A 17,199-nucleotide genomic window follows, 5' to 3' on the forward strand; every position below is an offset into this window, starting at 1 on the left:
CTCGCGCGCACTCGTAGTGCATCCCGAGTGCCAGCGGCCTTCCGCGAGTGGACACCCCGGCCGGAGGGAAAACCGTCGCGGAGAAACGTCACGGGGACGCCCAACGCACTCGCCCGGAGTTCACTCCCCGCATGAGGCCGGAGGCCCGAAAAGGCAGCGGGCCCGGCCCCTCCGCGAGGAAGGACCGGGCCCGAGGCCCCGCATCAGCGCGTCACGTGCTTACGGCGTGAACTGGATGAGCCCCATGTCCGCCTGCCCCGCGGAGACGAACGTCGTGGCGCCCACCGGCGTGGAGCCCTCGAACGTGAAGCCCAGCCGCGTGGCGCCATCCGGGGACACCGCCATGAACGCGCTGGACACCTGGGTCCCCAGCATGCGCGACCAGCGGTGGGTGCCCGTGGGGCTGTAGCTGGCCACGAACCGGAGCCCGCTGCTCCCGGGCAGCCCGAACGTGCCCAGCGCTCCGCCGCCGAAATCGAACGTGTCCGCGGACACGCGGCCGTTCACCATGAGGTTGCCCGCGCCATCCACCGCCACCTGCTCGGCGATGTCGCCGCCAGGCTCGGTCGTCAGCACGCGCACCCACCCCTCGCCACCGGACGCGGTGAGCGTGCCGAACATGCCGTCATCCGGCCGCACATCGTGCATGGGGTCGTGGCTCGAATACGTCTGGCCCTTGAAGGTGAACGTCCCGTTGAAGCCGCCCGCGAACGCCACGCCCCCGTCGGGCAGGGCCGCCAGACCACTGACGCGGCCAATGGCCCCATTCAGGCCATAGCCCCACACCGGCGCGCCGCCCGGCGTGAAGCGCGCCACGAAGGCCGTACCCACGCGCTTGCCCGGCGTCGCGAGCACGGGGTTGTTGCCGCGGCCTCCCATCAGGATGTTGCCCGCCGCGTCCGTGGTGAGCGCGTTCGCCTCGGTGTACTCGTCCACGGTCTCGAAGACCTGGGACCACTGGTGGCCGCCGTTGTAGTCGTACTTCGCCAGGAACAGGGACTGGGTCGAATCATCCGAGGCCTCGCTCATCGAGCCCGCGTAGAGCTCGCGGCCCCCCAGGTTCGTGTAGCCCTCGAAGTGGCCCGCGACGATGAGGCTCCCGTTGGCGTCGGTGGCGACGACGGTGGGGACGACGAAGGAGGGATAGATCTGCCCTTCCCCCCACGCGGGCCGCTTCTCCGCGTGGAAGCCGTGCGACCAGACGGGGTTGCCCGTGGGGGACAGCTTCAGCACGAACATCCCCAGCTCCCCCGTATTGGGATTGACGTACGGCAGCGCGCCGGGGCCCAGGTCCGGGCTGCCCTGGTAGGTGCCCACCACCAGCACGTTGCCCACCGGCGTCACCGTCATCGCCCGCAGGGACACCAGCTGACCCACGGCATAGGCGCGCGACCACTGGTGCTGGGCCGCCGTGTCGAAGCGAGCCACCAGGATGCCCGAGGGCCCCGGCAGCGCCGCGCCGCCCGCCTGCGCCGGGCCTCCGCTGTACGTCCCGCCCAGCACGAAGCCGGAGCCATCCGGCAGGTTGAGCAGCGCGTGGACGCGCTCACTCGACGCGCCCCCCAGCGTCTTCGCCCAGGCCTGCGAAGGCGTGCTGCTGCCCCGGTACGTGCACCAGTCATAGCGGTAGACCGTGTCCAGCTGCGGCCTGCGCGCGGCGTTGGACGCCTCCACCGAGGAGAACTCGGCCCCGTCATCGCCAAGCGGGAGGATGCCCAGGTCGAAGGTCCGGCGGCTGGTCACCGCGCCCTTCACCTCCGCCGTCAGCCAGGCGTCATTGGCGACGGATGCCACGGTGGCCACCGCGGCGCCCTCCGTCGGCCGGGTGTTCCAGGTGACGGCGGGCGGATAGGCGCCTCCCGTCACCGGATGGAACGACACGCCGGTGTTCGTGCCCTGCTTCGCGTACAGCCGCAGCCGCGCCTGGACGAGCTCGCCGCCCTCCCCCTCCTGCTGGAACCGCAGATAGGACTGGTAGCGCGTGGGGGCCGAGTCCACGTACAGCGTGGAATGGGTGCTCATGTTCACATCCGGCTGGTCATTGCGCACCGACGCGTCGCCCACCGGCATCAGCGTCCTGGAGTCCAGGTAGCTCCGGGGCTGGCACACGGTGGGAAGCGCCGCAGCCTGCTCCACCGCCTTCAGTGCCCCGTCCTGGACCTCGTCCTCCGCCCCCGTCGCTCCGCCGCACCGTGGCAGCAACGCCAGCATCGCGAACGCCGCCACACCCTGCGCTCCCCGCTTCCACCCGATCCGCATTGTCGTGTCGTCCCCCACGAGGCCTTCCCAGCCCCGCGGTCCTTTCAAATTGCATCCCAGGTGCCAGCGTGAATCCGCTCGCGGACACCGGAATCGCCCCCCAGGGAGGCCCTCGCGGTGCCCTTCACGGAGAAGCCGCGCGCGGTGCCAGGGAACGCGGAGGGCGCGCGGTGGCACCAGGAGTTCACTCCGAGCAAAGGACGCTCGGGCAGCAGCCGGGCGGCTCGAAGACAAACGAAAAGGCCCTCCCCGTTTCCACGGGAAGGGCCTTCGTCACTTCAGGAGGGAGGCTGGAGAGGCGTTACGCCTTCTTCGGCTCCATGTTGGGCAGGCCCTCGAGCGCGTCGAGGATCTTCCGCTTGTCCTTCTTCTCCGTCGGCTTCGGCGTGGAGCTGACGCGCGGCGCCGGACGCTCACGGGTGAGCTGGCCACCCTGGAGGATGATGTTCACGTCCTCCGCGTCGAGCGTCTCGTACTCCACCAGGGCGTCGGACACGCGCTGGAGCACGTCCAGCTTGTCCGTCAGCAGCTGCTTGCCCGTGGTGTAGCAGCCCACGACGATGCTGCGGACCTCCGCGTCGATCTGCCGGGCGGTGTCCTCGGAGTAGTCCTTGGACGAGTTGAAGTCGCGGCCCAGGAACACCTCACCGTCGCTCTTGCCGAACGCCAGCGGGCCCATCTTCTCGCTCATGCCCCAGCGGCACACCATGGCGCGCGCCGTCTCCGTGGCGCGCTCGATGTCGTTCGCCGCGCCGCTGCTCATCTCGTTGAACATGAGCTCTTCGGCGATGCGGCCACCCATGGCCATGGTGATCTGGTCGAGGATCTGCTTGCGGTAGCCGTTCACCTTGTCCTCGGTGGGCAGGCTCCAGGTGACGCCCAGGGCCTGACCGCGCGGGATGATGGTGACCTTGTGCAGCGGGTCGCAGCCGGGCAGCAGCTTGGCGAGGAGCGCGTGGCCGGCCTCGTGGACGGCCGTGTTCCGCTTCTCCTTGTCGGTCATGATCATGGACCGGCGCTCCGGGCCCATGAAGACCTTGTCCTTCGCCTGCTCGAAGTCCGCCAGGTCCACGCGCTCCTTGTTCTGGCGCGCGGCCATCAGGGCCGACTCGTTGACCAGGTTCTCCAGGTCCGCGCCCGTCATGCCGGGCGTACCGCGGGCGATGACCTCCAGCTCCACCTCCGGGGCCAGCGGCACGCGGCGGGTGTGCACCTTCAGCACGCCCAGGCGGCCCTTGAGGTCCGGACGGGGGACGATGATGCGGCGGTCGAAGCGGCCCGGGCGCTGGAGCGCCGGGTCCAGCACGTCCGGACGGTTGGTGGCGGCGATGAGGATGACGCCGTCGTTGGACTCGAAGCCGTCCATCTCCACCAGCAGCTGGTTGAGCGTCTGCTCGCGCTCGTCGTGACCGCCGCCCAGGCCCGCGCCACGGTGGCGGCCCACGGCGTCGATCTCGTCGATGAAGATGATGCAGGGGGCGTTCTTCTTGCCCTGCTCGAAGAGGTCGCGAACGCGGCTGGCACCGACGCCCACGAACATCTCCACGAAGTCCGAGCCGGAGATGGAGAAGAACGGGACGCCCGCTTCACCGGCCACCGCGCGGGCGAGCAGCGTCTTGCCCGTGCCCGGGGGACCCATCATCAGGACGCCCTTGGGGATGCGGCCGCCCAGCTTGGTGAACTTCTTGGGGTCCTTGAGGAAGGCGACGATCTCCTCCAGCTCCTCCTTGCACTCGTCCACGCCGGCCACGTCCGCGAACGTGACCTTGTTGTGGCTCTCGCTCAGGAGCTTCGCCTTGGACTTCCCGAACGTCATCGCCTTGCCGCTGCCGCCCTGGAGCTGGCGCATGAAGAAGATGAAGAACAGGAACAGGAAGACGACGGGCATCCACTGCCCGAGGATGGTCAGCCAGAGGCTGTTCTGCTCCTCGCGCTCGTACTTCACGTCCACGCCGGAGGCGCGGAGCTGGTTGAGCACGGCCACGTCCGGCGCGGGACCCGTCGTCCGGAACTTGTCGTTCGAGTCGCTGAACGTGCCGGAGTAGGTGTTGCCCTTGACGGAGACGGCCCGGACCTTCTTCTCCTCCACCTTCGTCAGAAGCTGGGTGAAGGTCGGTTCCTGCACCTGCTCGTTGCCTTGCGAGAAGAAATTGTAGAAGGCGACGAAGAGGACGATCAGGATGACCCAGAGCCCGATGGTCTTGTAGGTCGAACGCACGTTTCAGCTGCCCTTTCGGTACTCGGCGGGATGAGGGCCGTGCCAGGAAGAACCCCGGCGAGTTTCGTCATGTGCCCGGCGCCCGCCCGTGTGCAGGCCAGCGACGGACCGTATCAGCAACAGCAAAAAGCCCTCAACTATTTAGGGGACCGCGACCATCCCCCGTTTCGAAGCTTCGACTCTATAACGGAGGGGTCTTCCGTTCGCTTGAAGCCGGCGGGAATGCCCACAGCGAGTGTCGGCAAGGCACCGCGCCAGCTTCGACGAAGCGCGGCAGGACCCCGGGAAGCCACAGCGGCGAACCGCGCGCGTCCACCACCACCGGCTGCGCGTCGCGCGCCTCCGCGGGAACGCGGGCATCCACCAGCGCGTCCTGCACCTTGCGGTGGCCCGCGCGCGTCCGGACGCGGTCGCCCTGCTTCCTCGAACGCACCGTGAGTGGCCACGCCGTCCCCTCCTCCAACACCAGGGCCAACACGCCCGGGGGCGCGGATCCTTCCGCCACCTGGAAGCGCCACGCGCCGAAGTCCCCCTGCGCCCCTGGCCCCGCGAGCACCAGCGGCATGGGTGGCGCCTGGCGTCCGGGCCCCACGCAGCGCACCCGCCCGCCGGTGGCCTTGAGCTGGAAGCCGTCGCTGAGCGGCATGACGCCGCCCCGCGCCACCACGTCGCGCCCGCGCTCCAGCGTGGCGTGGTCCACCCGCGCGCCCGAGGTGAGCAACAGCCGTGCGAGCACGCGGCGCGACAAGGGCGGCTCCAGCGCCCGCAGCCCCACCGCGTCCAGGCCGCCTCCTTCCAGGGCCAGCCGCTCCCACGCCGCGTCCGCCAGCCCGGCGAGCAGGGCCTCGTCCTCGGAGGCGAGCCGGGCGAAGGTGGCCAGGTGCGCCACGGTGCTGAAGCCCGCCGCGCGGTGGAGCGCGGGCAGCACGTCCTGGCGCATGCGCGTGCGGAAGAGGGAGGGGTCCGCGTTCATCGGATCGCTCACGAACCCCACCTCCTCGGTGGCCAGGAAGGCGAGCACGTCCTCGCGCGAGCACGTGAGCAGCGGCCGGACGAGCGCGGACACACGCGCGTGGATGCCCCGCGCGCCCCGGAGCGCGGCGCCCCGGGACAGGCGCATGAGCAGCGTCTCCGCCTGGTCATCGAGCGTGTGGCCGGTGGCGATGGCGTCCAGCCCGCGCTCCTGTCGCAGGACCTCCAGGGTGGCGTAGCGCGCCTCGCGGGCCCGGGCCTCCACGCCCGCCCCGGGCGACAGCGCGAGCTTCCGGACGTGGCAGGTCAGGCCCAGGCGTGCGGCCAGCCCCACGACGGAGGTCACCTCCCGCGCGGCTTCCGGCCGGAGGCCATGGTCCACCGTCGCCACTTCCACGCGCAGCGCCAGCGCGTCCCGCACGCGCGCGGTCCCCACGAGGAGCGCGGTGGAGTCCGCGCCTCCGGAGACCGCGAGCAGCACCGAGCGCGAGGCGAGGCCGTGCTCGGCATAGGAGCGGGCGAGCGCGGCGGTCAGCGTGGGGCGTTCAGGAGACGCGGGAGGCATGGCGTCAGCGTTCGGAATGGAGTGTCAGATGGCCGGGTTACAGAGTCGCGGTGGACGGAAGGCGTGGGATTGATTCCATGATTCCCACAATGGATGGACGCGGGGCGGAAATAGAACGGCGCCTCACGGTTGTTGGTTGGACGTTCTGGACTTCATGACGTTGGACCTAGGGGTCCCCCCCCTCCCCCTCTGGGTCCACGGGGCCGCTTGGAGATTCGCTCCTTGCGGTCCCTCTTTCCGAAGCGCCCCGGTCTCCCTCGTGGAGGCCGGGGCGTTTCTCTTTTCGCGTGTCATGCATTGTCGGAAGCGGAGCGTTCAGCCCACGGGCGCACGCCTGACTGCTCCGAAACCGTTGACCCTTCAGGGCGTCTGTCGGATAACCGCTCCGGTGTGTTCAGGTCGTCACCTCGAATCCGCCCCGGAGACCCAGGCATGGCAGGCACCGACAAGCGCAAGCAGTCGCTGTACTTCCCCGAGGAGATGCTGAAGGAGATCCAGGAGGAGGCGAACCGGCAGGACCGTTCCCTCTCATGGGTGGTGCAGCAGGCCTGGAAGATCGCCCGCGACCGCATCAAGTCATTCCCTGCCGTGAACGACGTCACGGGCGACGAGCGCACGGACCCGCGCGAAGAAAGGCCGTAAGGCAGGGCCATGGCCACCACGGATCATCGCAAGCAGTCACTCTATTTTCCCGAGGACATGCTGGAAGAGATCCAGCGCGAGGCGACCCGGCAGGATCGTTCCCTGTCATGGATCGTCCAGCAGGCGTGGAAGGTCGCCCGCGCCGACATCCGTCGGATGCCTTCGGTCAATGACGTGCTCGGCCCCCTGCCTCCACGGCCGGTGGCCCCCGCGGCGCAGACGGCCACCTCCGCTCCGGCGGTGGTGACGACCAGCGCCCCGGCCTCCTCGGACGAGCCCTCCAAGCCGTAGGGCCCCGTCCTCCCCGGCCCCCGCAGTCCGACACCGCGCGCAGGCTTCAGCGCGGAGCGGGCCGGGCGGGCCGGGCACAGTTGTCGAAGACGATGCGCGGGGCTTCCTTCAGCGCCTGGACCGGGCTGGGATAGGTGCTCTTCATGTACGCCGCCGTGATGTTGGCGTCCGTGCCGCCCAGCTTGCGCGCCGTCACCGGGTTGCGGTCCGGGTCCTGTCCCGCGTTGCCCAGGATGCCGCCGTAGCCGTCCCCTCCCTCCAGCACGAACGTGGACATCGCCACGCGGTAGCGGATGGACGCGTCGTCGCGCGCGGGGAGGGACACGGTGCGGCCCTTCACGCGCAGCTCCGTCACGCGCTGGCCCACCGGGCGCGCGCAGTCCACGCGCAGGGAGGTGCCATCGGACACGTGGAGGAACGCGCCGGACGGCGACACGATGGCCTGCCCTTCCAGGGCCAGCGCCTCCACGGAGTGCTCGAACAGGGCCACGAGCTGCTTCTCCGTGAGGTCCACCGTCACGACGAGGTTCTCGAAGAGGATGACCTCGTGCAGGACGCCGTCGGTGAGCGGCCCCGTGCGCAGGGACGTGCGGGTGACGCACAGGCCCTCGTCGCGCAGCGAGCCGCCGTTGATGATGCCCAGCTCCGTGGGCTTCGCGGCGCCGTCCTCCGCGTGGAGGAACGCGTCCGCGGCCAGCTGCCCCAGCGCGTTGTTGTCGTGCCGGGCGAAGGCGCTTCCCAGCTGCACTTCCTCCCCCAGGTAGCCCACGACGGCGTCGGGGTCGTCCACCAGCGGGGTGCAGGAGTCGTTGTACGCGAGGCACCCGGGCAAGAGCGCGAGGGCCGTTAGCGCGGCGGTGAGGTGGCGGCGGTCCATCAGTAGAAGGCCCTCAGGGTGAGGTAGCCGGACACGCCCTCGCGCGGCAGCAGGCCGGTGACGCGGTCCGGGCGGGGCACGTCGTCGCGCAGGTCGTGGTCGAAGAGGTTCTGCGCGAACAGCGTCACCTCGAAGTGCTCCCAGATGGGCTCGGTGCGCAGCTGCGCGGTGATGAGGCTGTACGCGGGAATCTCATAGCGGCGGATGAGCTCCAGGGTGGAGCGGTTGTTGTTGCGGCGCTCGGCGCCGGAGCGCACCACCACGTCCAGGTTCAGCCAGTCCCCCAGCGGCATGGACACGCCCGCGTTGAAGCGCGCCTGGGGCACGTCCGTGAGCAGGCGGGACTGCTCCGGCAGCTCCAGGTCCTGCGCGCGCGACAGGCTGGCGTTGACCCACGCGACGGCGCGCTTGGACGCCTCCAGGCGCGCCTCCGCCTCCACGCCGTACACGCGCACGCCCAGCTCGCGGTTGCGCAAGGGGACGATGTTGCCGCTGGTGTCCACCGGGGTGATGGGCGAGGCGAAGTTCTGGAGGAAGGCGTTGGCGCGCACGCGCACGCGGGTGTCGCCCGCGGCCTGGACCAGGTCCATGCCCAGCTCGAAGGTGTCCACGGTGGTGGGCTTCAGGAGCGGGTTTCCCTCGAAGCGGCCCTGGTTGTAGTCGGTGTCGGGGATGCGCTCGACCAGCTCCTGCGGGGTGGGGGCGCGGAAGGCGCGGCCGTACAGCGCCTTGAGCACCAGCGCGTCCGACGCGGCGATGACCAGGCCCACGCGCGGGTTCACGCGCACCACCATCTTGCTGGCGTCGAGCGAGCCCGCGTCCACGTCGGGCAGCTGCGTGGCGTCCAGGCGCAGGCCGAAGGTGAGCGTGAGCGCGGACAGCACGGTCCACTGGTCCTGCGCGGAGAGGCCCAGGTTGAGGCGGCGGGAGGCCGCTCCCTGCGTGAGGTCCACGAGCCCTTCCGGGGCGGTGGGGCTGGGGAGGAGGCGGCCGTCGAGCGTGTAGTTCGTGGTGTAGTCGTAGCGGGACAGCGACTGCTGTTCGGCGACGAGCCCCAGCGTGAGGTGGTTCTCCTTCGCCAGCGCGAGGTCCGCGTCCACGGAGGCGGTCACGGTGCGCACGGTGACCTGGGTCTGCTCCTGGAGGCCGTCCGGGAAGAGGCGGTCCGCGCCGTCACCGGTGCGGAAGTCGTGGGGGGTGAGCTGGAAGAGGCGGTCGGTGGACTGCTGGTCGAAGCCCAGCCGGGCGCGCACCTGGCCGCCGCTGGAGAGGGAGCGCTCCCAGGTGAGGTCGGCGAGGAGCACGCTCCAGGACAGCTGGGAGTCATTGCCCACGGTGTCGAACAGGCCGACGAGGGCATCGCGCTTCTCGGAGAGGTAGCGCGCGGTGACGCCCACGCGGCCGGCGCTGTCCAGGCCGTAGGACACGCCACCGCCCGCGTTCACGAGGAACCGTCCGTCGCGGGTGCGGCCCGCGGGTTCGTCCACGTCGCGCAGGCCCTGGTCCACGGCCTCGTCGTCGAGCGCGTCGTGGTTGATGACGAGCGAGTCCCCTTCCTGGGTCCAGAGGTCCAGGTCCGCGAACAGGCGCAGGTCGCCGGTGGAGTGCGCGGCGGACAGGTGGCCGTCGGTGGCGAGCGCGAGCCGGCCGTCGTCGCGGGGCACGCCGCCGGTGGAGACGGCGCCGCGCACGCCGTTGGCGTGGTTCATGACGAGGTTGACGACGCCCTGGAAGGCGCCCGCGCCGTAGATGGCGGAGCCGGGGCCGCGGATGACCTCGATGCGCTCCAGGTTCTCCACCGGCAGGTTCATGAGCGCCTTGCCGTCGAAGAAGTTGTTGAGGCGGTGGCCGTCGAGGAGGAAGAGGACCTCCGCGTCGTTGCGAAGGCCCCGGATGGCGGTGCGGTGGAAGCCCTGCACGTCGCGGCTGACGGACACGCCGGGCACCACGTCCAGCACGTCCGCCACCGTGCGGGCCCCCAGTGCGACCATCTGCGAGCGGTTGAAGGAAGCACCAATGGCCGGCACGGTGCGCACGGCCTCCTCCTGGAGTGTCGTCACCGCGAGCACGTCCTCCGCGCTGTAGAGCGCCAGGTCGTCGTCCAGGGCGGTGCGCGAGGAGTCGGCGCGGGTGTCCGGAGGAAGGTCCGCGTTGAGCGCGGCCATCGCGTCGTCGGAGTTGGCTGCACGCGAGTCGGAAGCATCCATCCGGCCCGAAGCCCGCGCGTTCGGGCCACCTGTCGTGCGCGAGTCGGAGCTTCCCGTCCGGTCCGTGCCGTCCATGCGGCCCGAAGCCCGCGCGTCCGCGCCACTGGCGGTGCGTGAGTCGGAGGTCCCCGTCCGGTTCGACGAGCGCGGGTCCGTACCGTTCACGGTGCTCGATGTACGCGAGTCAGAGGTCCCGGCCCGGTTCGAGTCCGCACCGTTCACGGTGCTTGAGGCTCGCGAGTCAGAGGTCGCCGTCCGGTTCGACGAGCGCGAGTCCGTCCCGTTCGAGGTGCTGGATGCTCGTGAGTCGGAGGTCCCCGCGCGGGAGTCGGTGCTGTCCGGGCGATTCGACGTCCGCGAATCGGAAGTCCCCGCGTGGGTCGATGCACGCGCGTCCGTTCCATCCATGCGCGTCCCGGTGGCATTCGGAGCGGCAGTCCCGATCCTCGCGGGTGGCGGTGCCGAAGTTGCGTCGTCCTCCCCTGCCCCCGACGGCGGCGTGAAGGCATCGATGTCGGGCGCGGACTTCGGCTCCTCACGGCTTCCCCTGCGGCCCGGCGGCGTCCTTGCCGGTGGAGGCTCCGGGGGCTGCGCTCCCACCATCACCCTCGCGGGCCGGAGCGCGGACATGAAGAGCGGCGTGCGCGCTCCATCCACCATCGCCGCCTCGACGAAGTACTCCACGCCGGGTGGCACCATGTGCTCCGCGGGGATCAGCGCGCGGTACAGGTCCCCGTACTGCAACTCCATCGGGACCTGGACGTACGGCTCTCCCGGGCCGCGATAGCGGACGAAGAGCTCCAGCACCTTGCCGCCGTCCACCAGCGTCGCATCCAGTTGGAGGGGCTGCCGGGCCTCCGCGCGCTGCGGCGGCGCGTGCAACAGCGCGGGCTCCTGCGCGTGGACGGAGGCCGCGACGAACACCACGGCCCAGAGGATGAGCGTGCGAGGAAGAACGGTCTGCAAGATTGACGACGATGGTCCGTTGCAGGGCCATGCGAGTCAAGCAAGGCACCTCTGCCCACGCCCCGCCGATTTTTTGCCGCCCCCGCGAGCGCATGCGACGGTGCCTGTCGCTCCATGCGCGCGTCGCTAGCCCTTCACCTCGCCCTCTTCCGCCGCCAACGCGCCCAGATCGCCCGGGTGGTCGAAGGCCGCACCGAAGCCTTCCGCGCCTACGAGGCCCGCTACCGCCGGCGCACGAGCACCTACCAGCGCGTGGTCCCGCTGACCCACGTGCATCAGCGCATCGCCGCGTCGGACCTCGTCTACGTCGGCGACTACCACACGCTGCCGCTCGCCCAGCAGACCTACCTGGACCTCGTCGAGCGCGCCCTCGCCTCCGGACGCCGCGTCGTGCTGGCGCTCGAGTGCGTGGAAGGCCGTCACCAGTCGGCCCTCGACGCGTACCTCGCCGGACGCCTGCCCGAGCGCACCCTCCTGTCGCGCCTGGGCCACGGCCCCACCCCGGGCTTCGGTCCCGGCGCCGGCATCCGCGCCGTGCTGGGCTTCGCGAAGCGCCACAAGCTCCAGGTGGCCGCCATCGACCGGCGGGCCCAGGGAGAGCGCTCGCTCGCGCTGCGCGACGCCTTCGCCGCGGAGCGCATCGCGCACGTGGCCCGAGCGGAGGACGTCCCGCTGGTGATGGTGCTGGTGGGCCAGTTCCACGCCGCGCCCTGCCACCTCCCCGCGCAGGTGGAGCGCGCACTGGGTGACGCCCACCCGCGCCGTGGGCTCGTCGTGTACCAGAACGCCGAGGGCCTCTGGTGGCGCCTCGCGCGCGAGGGCCGGCTGGGCGGCGCGGAGGCCGTGGAGCTGGCGGACGGCGCGCTGTGCCTGATGAACGCCTCGCCCGTGCTCTGCCAGCAGAGCTTCCTGGACTACCTGGAGGCCGAAGGCGACGACGCGCCCCTCCTGGACCGCAGCGCCGCGGAGCGCTTCCGCGACATGGCGGAGCTCATCGGCGGGCTCGCGGGCGTGCCCGTGGGCCGCGAGCTGGACTCGGTGGAGGTGACGACGGTGGCGGACAGCGACGTGCTCGCCCGCATCCGCCGGCGGGGCCGCTTCACCCAGGCGGAGCTGGCCCAGCTGCGCAAGCACATCCTGTCGCGTGAGAGCGGCTACATCCCCCGCGCGCGCACGGCCTGGCTCGCGTCGCTGTCCCTCAACCACGCCGCGGAGGAGGCCGCCCACTTCGTGCGCCACTGCGCCGTGGGCGACGCCATGGACGCTCCGCGCGGCGCGTCCGAGGCCTTCTACGCGCGGTGCCTGGAAGAGGCCCTGGGCTTCTTCGGCTCCAAGCTGATCAACCCGCGCCGCACCTGCCCCAGCGTCACGGAGTGGGCCCGGCGCTTCGGTGAGGCCCGGGGCCTGGAGCGGCAGATCGCCGCCTTCGTCCTGGCCCACAAGGCCACGGAGTCCGAGGCCCCCGACGAGGCCGTGAAGCTCCTCCCCCTGCGCCGCGACCGCCTGTTCCACGGTGTCAGCCACGCGCTCGGCTACCTCCTGGGGGACAGCCTCTACCGTGCCTTCGACGCCGGCCAGGTGGACACCGCGGAGATCCGCGCCCTCTTCCGGGATCCGCTCGTGGATCCGCGAGGCGCGTACCTCGCCTGGGCCGCGCGCCTGCGAGGCCTCTAGGCCTGTGGTGCCGCTGACCCAGCTGAATCCAGCGGCGGCTTGCAGCTACCCTCCGGCGGCATGAATCCATCTCCTCGCCGCGTCACCTCCGTCCTCCTCCTGGCCCTCGCCGTGGGCCTCATGCTGCCCGGGTGCTTCGCCGAACAGGGCGCCTGCGTCCATGGCTCCAGCGTCTATTTCTGCAACGATGACACCTCGGACGAGTGCCGCGACTTCTGGTGCGACGGCTGGGACTACTGCGGCTACTTCGAGGGCGACTCGTGCGAGGACGTGGGCTTCCCGGAAGGCACGGTCACGCTGGAGAGCTACTCCGAGCCGAGGTCGCCCGAGTGGAGCTGGGGAACGCCCTCCGGAGGCTCCAGCGGCGGCGGTGGTGGTGGCGGAGGTGGCGGCGGCAACGGCAGCGGCGCGTGTGCCTATTACGACTCGAACCTGAACCGCGTGCTGTGTGATCAGCGCACGTCGGCGTCCAGCTGTTCAGGCAAGTGGATGGGCAGCGGCACCACCTGCTCCGGCCTCAAGTGCACCAGCGGCACGGACCCCTTCAGCTGCACCGTGTCGGGCGGAAGCTCGGGCGGCACCTGCACGTCCACGTACCAGGGGCCGACTGGCGATGCGCAGGTCTATACCCAGTGCGCGTCCGTGTGGAACTACCGCTGCCAGCAGAAGAACAACGACGCCGCGGACCAGAACTGCCTCGTCTACGACTCGCTCGAGGCCACGGTGGAGTGCCCGTACTGCCCTTGATGAATTGGCAGGACGGGCCTCCGTTCCTCGCCGCGGCTCAGGCGCGGTTGGCGATGGTCTTCGGCGGCAGCTTGAGGACCTGGCCCACCTTGATGTGGTCCGGGTCCTTGAGCTGATCCTTGTTGGCCTCGAAGATCTTCGGGTACAGCTTCATGTCCCCGTAGATGTCCTTGGCCAGCTTGCTGAGCGTGTCGCCGGACTTCACGGTGTACAGGCCGTAGGGCTCGGCGTGGGTCACGGTGAGCATGACCATGATCTCGTCGTTCCACTTCGGGTGCTTCGCCTTGATCTGATCCCACATGCGATCGCGGTCGAAGGCGTGGTCCACGGAGCCCTTGATGACGAGCTTGCCGTTCTCCTCGCGCGTTTCGATCTTCGCGCCCACGCTCTTCGCCACGTCCAGCACGTCCTGGTAGTCGTTCTGCAACGCCATTCGCGTCCTCCTGCTCGTGAGGCGGCGAACTCAAGCACCCCACCCGCGCACGGTGCCGGCTGGACGCGAAGGGCCTGAACGAAGCTCAACAGTGCGGCGGCGGAAGCTGTTCAGAGCACCACGTCCGAGCCGGGCCCCGGCTCGGCCTTCAGGGCCTCGGGCGGTGAGAAGGTGCCGTCCGGGCGCAGCTCGCGCAGGACCTCCTCCCGGCTCAGGCGCACGGCGCGGATGGTGCCGTCGGGCGACAGCGCGTAGACGCAGTCCTGGTCCGCCGCGCCGACGAAGAGGCCGCCCAGCGCGGGATAGAGCATCACCAGCGCGAGCTCCGTCTCCAGCGGTCCCGGAAAGAGCACGTGCGCGTGCGCGGAGAAGGGAGGCACCTCCCCGTCCGCGTCGGGCGCGACGGACACGGGGATGAGCCCCTGATGCAGCGGCAGCTCCTGGAGCTGCTGGCGGCCGTCCTTGCTGAACTTGAAGCGGAAGTCGCCGCCCAGCAGGTACAGGTTCGAGTCATCGAAGCCCTGGAGCACGTACACGGTGATGCCGCCGTCCTCCTCCACGACGACGGGGTTGAGCTGCTTGCGGCCGTGCACCTGGAAGACGCGCTCGCAGGCGGCGCTCACCGCGCGGGCCAGTGCGTCCATGCCTTCGGGCAGGGACTCCACGGGGAAGTCCTCCATCTCGCCGGAGAACTCGATGGGCGCGCGGTATGCGTACGCGGGGACGAACGCGTCCTGCGGGTTGAAGCGGCCGAAGACGGCGTACCAGGCGTTGCCGCGCGGCACGGTGAAGAACCAGTTCATCCGCGAGCGGTCCAGGTCCGGACGCGCGAGCAGCAGGTCCGTGGCGCGGATGGCGCCCTGCTCCGACTCGACGATGTACTGGGCGCGCTTCTGCACGCGCTGGAGCTCCGCGTCCGCCACCAGCACCACCGACGACTCGGCCTCGTCCGGCGCGTCCACCGGGGCCTGCCGCGCCGTCACCGCGGCCTCGGTCGCGCTGGAGTGCGCGCGGCAGCCAGCGGTCAGGAAGACGAGGGCGACGAGCAGGCTGCGAAACATGGGGGCTCCCGCGGACGAAAGGGCCCGGTCAGTCTGTGCCGGCCGGGGCCCTCGCGTCACGTCCCCCACTCACGGCGGGACCTCAGGCGCCCTGCTGCGTGGGCGCCAGCGCCGCGCGGATCTTCTGCTTCAGGGCCTTGCGGCGCTCCTTGAACTGCGCGCGCTGGGTCTCGTCCACCTGGCCGTTGGCGGCGGCGCGGGCGGCCTTCATCTCCTCGTGGAGCTGCTTCGCCTCCGCCTTGAAGCTGTCCGCCTGGGCCTGCGTCAGGCGCCCTTCCGCGACCTGCTTGTCCAGGCGGTGCTCCATGCGGCCGAACCTGTGGCCTCCGCCGTGCTTGCCCCGGCGTCCCTCGCACTGGCCCGCCGTGTTGGCGGAGCCGGACGGCGCGGCCGTCTGGGCGAGCACGGGCACGGCGAGGAGCAGCGTGGCGACGGCGGTACCGCGAAGCATGGACTTGAGCGACATGGTGTGTGGACTCCGGGTTCAGGTCAAAACGCGCCGGGAGCAGCCGTGCCGCCTGCTTCCCGTCGCGCTCTGACACTCAAGACCCCGGAGCCCGCCGAAGGTTAAATCGCCCTGTTTTCACAGCCGCGAGGCGGGCTTCAGGGCACGCGTGGCCATGAAGGTGGACAGGAACGTGGAGAGCAGGTCCTTCGTCCCCTCGTACTTGTCCTCGAACAGGTGCGTGAGCACGAAGCCCGCGTCCAGCTGTCCGCCCAGCTGATCCTCCAGCGAGTGTCCCACGCACATGGGCTCGTCCTTGTCCATGTAGCGGCGGCGCTCCTCGTCCGTGAGGCTGGTGAAGTCGGAGTACGGCATCGGGTACTTCAGCCGCATCACGCCCTTCTCCTCCTCGGCCGGATCGAAGAGGTAGCGCACCGGGTTGCAGATGCCGGACAGGAGCACGCCTCCTGGACGCAGCACGCGGAAGGCCTCGCGCCACACGGAGCGGATCTCCTCCGCGAAGCAGTTGGAGCACGGGTGGAAGATGAGGTCGAAGCTCCCGTCGGCGAACGCGGACAGGTCCCGCATGTCGCCCTCCACGTACTTCATCTCCAGGCCCTCGCGCTCGGCGACCTTCCGGTCCTGCGCCAGCTGCGCGGGCGAGTTGTCGAACACGGTGACGCGCGCTCCCGCCGCCGCGAACACCGGGCACTGCTGACCGCCCGCGCTCGCCAGGCCCAGCAGGTCCTTGCCCTTCAGGTCCCCGAACCACGCGCGCGGCACGGGCTTCGTCGGGGTGAGCACCACGCTCCAGTCACCCCGTCGCGCGGCGGCGATGACCTCCGGGGCCACCGGCAGCGTCCACTTGTTGCCCCGGCCCACCTCGCCGTTCCACGCCTCGCGGTTGTACGTCCGCACGTCCAGTTCAGTCTTCATGCAGCACCCGTCCTTCCATGCCTCCAGCCACGGTGACGACCTCACCCGTCACGTGGCCGGAGATGCGATCCGACGCGAGCGTCACCACGACGCGCGCCACGTCCTCCGGCTGCCCCACCTTGCGCAGCGGCATCGTCCGCGTGACGCGGCCGACGAACTCCGGGTCCACCAATTTGGCGCGGTTGCGGTCCACTTCCGTCCAGCCCGGGCACACCACGTTCACGCGGCCCATGGGGGCAATGCGGTGCAGCTCGTTCTTCAGGCTCTTCACGAAGCCGGCCGCGAGCGCGCCCTTCGCCGCCGCGTAGTCCGTGTGGCCCGCCTCGCCGAAGAGGCCCGCCGTGGAGCTGATGATGACGATGGTGCCCATGCGCGTCGTCTCCACGTGGCGCAGGAACGCGCGGCAGCTCAGGAACACGCTGTCCAGGTTCTGCGCCAGCGTGCGGCGCCAGCGCTCCAGCGACATCGTCCACAGCGGCTCGTCGGGCGCGGGATACACGCCGGTGTTGCAGACCAGCACTTCCAGCCGGCCCAGGTCCTTCACCGCCAGGGGCACCAGCGCGTCCACGTCCGCCTCCACCGTGAGGTCCGCGCGAACCGACGTGCCGCCCACCTCGCGCGCGAGCGCCGCCGCCTTCTCCTGGCTGCGGTGGTAGTGCACCGCCACCTTCGCGCCTTCACCCGCGAACGCGCGCACCAGCGCGGAGCCGATGCCGCCCGCGCCGCCCGTCACCAGCACACCCTTGCCCTGCAGTCCCGTGTCCATCGCTTCGCGACTCCCCGTGGGCTCCCGTCAGGCCGGGAGGAATGCGCGGCATGATGCCCGAGCCGTCCCGGGGGGACAGCCGGATGAACAGGCGGTGTCCGCGGGTGCGCTGCGTGCCGGGCAGCGAGACGAAATGCGCG

At 70.6% G+C, this 17,199-nt stretch carries 14 protein-coding genes; 4 read left to right on the top strand and 10 right to left on the bottom strand.

The window, feature by feature from the left end; all coding sequences use genetic code 11:
- Window positions 1-219: 219 nt before the first annotated feature.
- The 3 genes from JYK02_RS32575 to tilS all read right to left on the bottom strand — a co-directional run bounded on the left by JYK02_RS32575 (window position 220) and on the right by tilS (window position 6,014).
- Entirely contained in the window at window positions 220-2,226 is a 2,007-nt protein-coding gene (locus tag JYK02_RS32575) for a DUF7594 domain-containing protein (RefSeq protein WP_207056784.1), read from the bottom strand.
- A 334-nt stretch (window positions 2,227-2,560) separates the two neighbouring features.
- Window positions 2,561-4,477, bottom strand: a complete 1,917-nt coding sequence (gene ftsH / locus JYK02_RS32580; protein WP_120525141.1) for an ATP-dependent zinc metalloprotease FtsH — start codon at window positions 4,475-4,477, stop codon at window positions 2,561-2,563.
- A 181-nt stretch (window positions 4,478-4,658) separates the two neighbouring features.
- On the bottom strand, window positions 4,659-6,014 hold the full coding sequence (tilS, locus tag JYK02_RS32585) for a tRNA lysidine(34) synthetase TilS (protein WP_207056785.1): 1,356 nt from the start codon (window positions 6,012-6,014) through the stop codon (window positions 4,659-4,661).
- Window positions 6,015-6,446: 432 nt separating this feature from the next.
- Here tilS and JYK02_RS32590 point away from each other — a divergent pair, with 432 nt between their 5' ends.
- Window positions 6,447-6,656 (top strand): TIGR04563 family protein, encoded by a 210-nt coding sequence (locus JYK02_RS32590; RefSeq protein WP_014396356.1) that lies wholly within the window; start codon window positions 6,447-6,449, stop codon window positions 6,654-6,656.
- Window positions 6,657-6,665: 9 nt separating this feature from the next.
- On the top strand, window positions 6,666-6,947 hold the full coding sequence (locus tag JYK02_RS32595; protein ID WP_207056786.1) for a TIGR04563 family protein: 282 nt from the start codon (window positions 6,666-6,668) through the stop codon (window positions 6,945-6,947).
- 46 nt (window positions 6,948-6,993) lie between these two features.
- Here the strand turns inward: JYK02_RS32595 and JYK02_RS32600 are convergent, their stop codons facing one another.
- Entirely contained in the window at window positions 6,994-7,824 is an 831-nt protein-coding gene (locus JYK02_RS32600; protein ID WP_207056787.1) for a 5'-nucleotidase C-terminal domain-containing protein, read from the bottom strand.
- Window positions 7,824-10,997, bottom strand: coding sequence for a TonB-dependent receptor plug domain-containing protein (locus JYK02_RS32605; protein ID WP_207056788.1), 3,174 nt, complete (start codon window positions 10,995-10,997; stop codon window positions 7,824-7,826). The genes JYK02_RS32600 and JYK02_RS32605 overlap by 1 nt, the downstream gene beginning before the upstream one ends.
- 114 nt (window positions 10,998-11,111) lie before the next feature.
- Between JYK02_RS32605 and JYK02_RS32610 the strand changes: the two genes are divergently transcribed.
- Window positions 11,112-12,671, top strand: coding sequence for a ChaN family lipoprotein (locus JYK02_RS32610; RefSeq protein WP_207056789.1), 1,560 nt, complete (start codon window positions 11,112-11,114; stop codon window positions 12,669-12,671).
- Between the two features lie 60 nt (window positions 12,672-12,731).
- Entirely contained in the window at window positions 12,732-13,418 is a 687-nt protein-coding gene (locus JYK02_RS32615) for a hypothetical protein (RefSeq protein WP_207056790.1), read from the top strand.
- A gap of 37 nt (window positions 13,419-13,455) precedes the next feature.
- Here the strand turns inward: JYK02_RS32615 and JYK02_RS32620 are convergent, their stop codons facing one another.
- From JYK02_RS32620 to JYK02_RS32640, 5 genes are all read right to left on the bottom strand, one after another.
- Window positions 13,456-13,851 carry a LysM peptidoglycan-binding domain-containing protein gene (locus JYK02_RS32620; protein ID WP_207056791.1) on the bottom strand — a complete coding sequence of 132 codons (396 nt, stop codon included), beginning with the start codon at window positions 13,849-13,851 and terminating at the stop codon, window positions 13,456-13,458.
- A gap of 110 nt (window positions 13,852-13,961) precedes the next feature.
- Window positions 13,962-14,912 (bottom strand): hypothetical protein, encoded by a 951-nt coding sequence (locus tag JYK02_RS32625; RefSeq protein ID WP_207056792.1) that lies wholly within the window; start codon window positions 14,910-14,912, stop codon window positions 13,962-13,964.
- 82 nt (window positions 14,913-14,994) lie between these two features.
- Window positions 14,995-15,378 (bottom strand): hypothetical protein, encoded by a 384-nt coding sequence (locus tag JYK02_RS32630; RefSeq protein WP_207056793.1) that lies wholly within the window; start codon window positions 15,376-15,378, stop codon window positions 14,995-14,997.
- A 117-nt stretch (window positions 15,379-15,495) separates the two neighbouring features.
- Entirely contained in the window at window positions 15,496-16,293 is a 798-nt protein-coding gene (locus tag JYK02_RS32635) for a class I SAM-dependent methyltransferase (RefSeq protein WP_207056794.1), read from the bottom strand.
- Entirely contained in the window at window positions 16,283-17,059 is a 777-nt protein-coding gene (locus JYK02_RS32640; protein ID WP_207056795.1) for an SDR family NAD(P)-dependent oxidoreductase, read from the bottom strand. Before JYK02_RS32640 ends, JYK02_RS32635 begins: the two co-directional genes overlap by 11 nt.
- Between the last annotated feature and the right edge of the window lie 140 nt (window positions 17,060-17,199).

Origin of the sequence: Corallococcus macrosporus (assembly GCF_017302985.1) — a bacterium.
GTDB classification, from domain to species: Bacteria; Myxococcota; Myxococcia; order Myxococcales; family Myxococcaceae; genus Corallococcus; species Corallococcus macrosporus_A.

Bases quoted from the DNA above. Each gene is read 5' to 3' on its own strand.
- tilS (WP_207056785.1), bottom strand. From the start codon at position 6,014: ATGCCTCCCGCGTCTCCTGAACGCCCCACGCTGACCGCCGCGCTCGCC.
- JYK02_RS32590 (WP_014396356.1), top strand. From the start codon at position 6,447: ATGGCAGGCACCGACAAGCGCAAGCAGTCGCTGTACTTCCCCGAGGAG.
- JYK02_RS32595 (WP_207056786.1), top strand. From the start codon at position 6,666: ATGGCCACCACGGATCATCGCAAGCAGTCACTCTATTTTCCCGAGGAC.
- JYK02_RS32600 (WP_207056787.1), bottom strand. From the start codon at position 7,824: ATGGACCGCCGCCACCTCACCGCCGCGCTAACGGCCCTCGCGCTCTTG.
- JYK02_RS32610 (WP_207056789.1), top strand. From the start codon at position 11,112: ATGCGCGCGTCGCTAGCCCTTCACCTCGCCCTCTTCCGCCGCCAACGC.
- JYK02_RS32615 (WP_207056790.1), top strand. From the start codon at position 12,732: ATGAATCCATCTCCTCGCCGCGTCACCTCCGTCCTCCTCCTGGCCCTC.
- JYK02_RS32620 (WP_207056791.1), bottom strand. From the start codon at position 13,851: ATGGCGTTGCAGAACGACTACCAGGACGTGCTGGACGTGGCGAAGAGC.
- JYK02_RS32625 (WP_207056792.1), bottom strand. From the start codon at position 14,912: ATGTTTCGCAGCCTGCTCGTCGCCCTCGTCTTCCTGACCGCTGGCTGC.
- JYK02_RS32630 (WP_207056793.1), bottom strand. From the start codon at position 15,378: ATGTCGCTCAAGTCCATGCTTCGCGGTACCGCCGTCGCCACGCTGCTC.
- JYK02_RS32635 (WP_207056794.1), bottom strand. From the start codon at position 16,293: ATGAAGACTGAACTGGACGTGCGGACGTACAACCGCGAGGCGTGGAAC.
- JYK02_RS32640 (WP_207056795.1), bottom strand. From the start codon at position 17,059: ATGGACACGGGACTGCAGGGCAAGGGTGTGCTGGTGACGGGCGGCGCG.